The following is a 1715-nucleotide window of genomic DNA, read 5'->3' as shown; positions in this document are numbered from 1 at the left end:
GCCGCCGCCACCGGCCTTGCGCCCGGCACGGCGCGCTGCGCCTGGCCGCGCTGCGGCTGCGCCAGCTTCGGCTTCGCGGCCTGGACGGCCGGCTTGGCCACCGCCGCCCGTGCCGCATCCGCCGGGTCGGCGCGCTTGCCGGCCAGCGCAGGCGGAACGAGGAGCAACAGGCCGAGCAAGGCCAGCATCACATGCCGCATGGAGTCTCCTTTTTGAAGCCTCACGAATTCTGCGACTTATGTCCGGATGTTTCCGCCTTGTGTCAAGCCACCCCCGGACCAGCGCGGTTTCGTGGCGGCGGTGGGGGCCCGGATGCTGCAGTGCCGAATGCCGCGGCCGGGCGCGGCCGGCGGGCGCCGGAACCCGGGCATGACGGCCATGCGCCTGCCCCAGGGGCGCCGAAGGCCGCGCCGCGGCCGGGACGCCGCGTCAGGTCAGGTGCGTCAGGTCAGATGCGCCAGCGCCAGGTAGTCCTGGCTCTGCATCTCCATCAGCCGGCTCGCCGTGCGCTCGAACATCGCGGCATTCTCGCCCTGCTCGTACAGCGAATCCGGCGGCGCAGCGGCGGAGGCGACCAGCTTGCAGCGATGCTCGTACAGCGCATCCACCAGCGTGATGAAGCGCCGGGCGCGGTCGAAATTCTCCGGCCCCAGGCGCGGCACGCCGTCCAGCACCAGGGCGTGGCAATGCGTCGCCAGCGCCAGGTAGTCGGCCGGGCCCAGGGGCTTGCCGCACAGCGCCTCGAAATCCGCGCGCACCACGCCGCGGGCTTCCTGCGGCAGTTCGACCTGCCGGCCGAGCACGGTCAGGTGGCAGGGCTTGCCGTGCTTCTGCCCGGTCAGCTCCAGGAAGGCGGCGTCCAGCGCCCGCTCGGCCCGGCCATCCGCCGGGCTGTGCCAGGTCGGCAGGCCGCGGATGCGCTCGCGGCGGTAGTCCCGCTCCGCCTCCAGCTGCAGCACGTTCAGGTGCTGCTTGATCAGCGCGATGAAGGGCAGGAAGGCATCGCGGCCGGGCTTTCCCTTGAACAGATCGTCCGGCGTGGTGTTGCTGGTCGCCACCACCACCACGCCGCGGGCGAACAGCGCCTCGAACAGCCGGCCCAGGATCATGGCATCGGTGATGTCATGCACCTGGAATTCGTCGAAGCAGAGCAGCGCCGCCTCCGCCACGATGCTGTCGGCCAGCGGCGGGATCGGGTCGGCTTCCCCGGGATGCGCCTGCTTCCAGCGATGGATGCGCTGGTGGCAGTCCTGCATGAACTGGTGGAAATGGATCCGCTTCTTCCGCGGCACCTCGGCGCAGGCGAAGAACAGGTCCATCAGCATGGACTTGCCGCGCCCGACCTCCCCGACCAGGTAGAGGCCCATCGGGCCCTGGTGCACCATCTCCGGCGCCGGCTTGCGGCGCAGGAAGCGGGACAGGAACCCGCCGGACTCCGGCGGCTCCACATGCGGGTCGTAGCCGCGCAGGCGGCGCCAGAGGTCCTGCAGGGTTTCCGCGGCCAGGGCCTGGGCGGAGTCGGGCTTCAGCAGGCCGGCGCCGACCCGGGCGCGATAGGCGGGAAGGGGACCGTCCGGCGCGGTCGTGCCGGGCAGAGTACCGAAATTGGCGTCCATTTGGCATCCGGGGATACTCCCCGTGGCCGGCATCGGCAACCGCCGGCGGCGGGGGCCGGTGCCGCATTCGCCGGGGCGGCGGGACCGGCGCCGCGCCCG

The 1715-nt window shown here is 72.2% G+C and carries 2 protein-coding genes; both read right to left on the bottom strand.

The window, feature by feature from the left end:
- The coding region (locus E2C05_RS31550; protein ID WP_205083240.1) for a hypothetical protein at positions 1-200 on the bottom strand (200 nt) is incomplete at its 3' end.
- A 243-nt stretch (positions 201-443) separates the two neighbouring features.
- A complete protein-coding gene (gene zapE, locus E2C05_RS31545; protein ID WP_133223549.1) occupies positions 444-1616 on the bottom strand; it encodes a cell division protein ZapE in 1173 nt (390 codons plus the stop codon).
- Positions 1617-1715 lie beyond the last annotated feature (99 nt).

It is taken from the genome of Paracraurococcus ruber (assembly GCF_004353985.1).
GTDB classification, from domain to species: Bacteria; Pseudomonadota; Alphaproteobacteria; order Acetobacterales; family Acetobacteraceae; genus Paracraurococcus; species Paracraurococcus ruber.
Note: the sequence above shows the minus strand (reverse complement) of the source record. Positions and strands in the feature narration are given on the sequence as shown.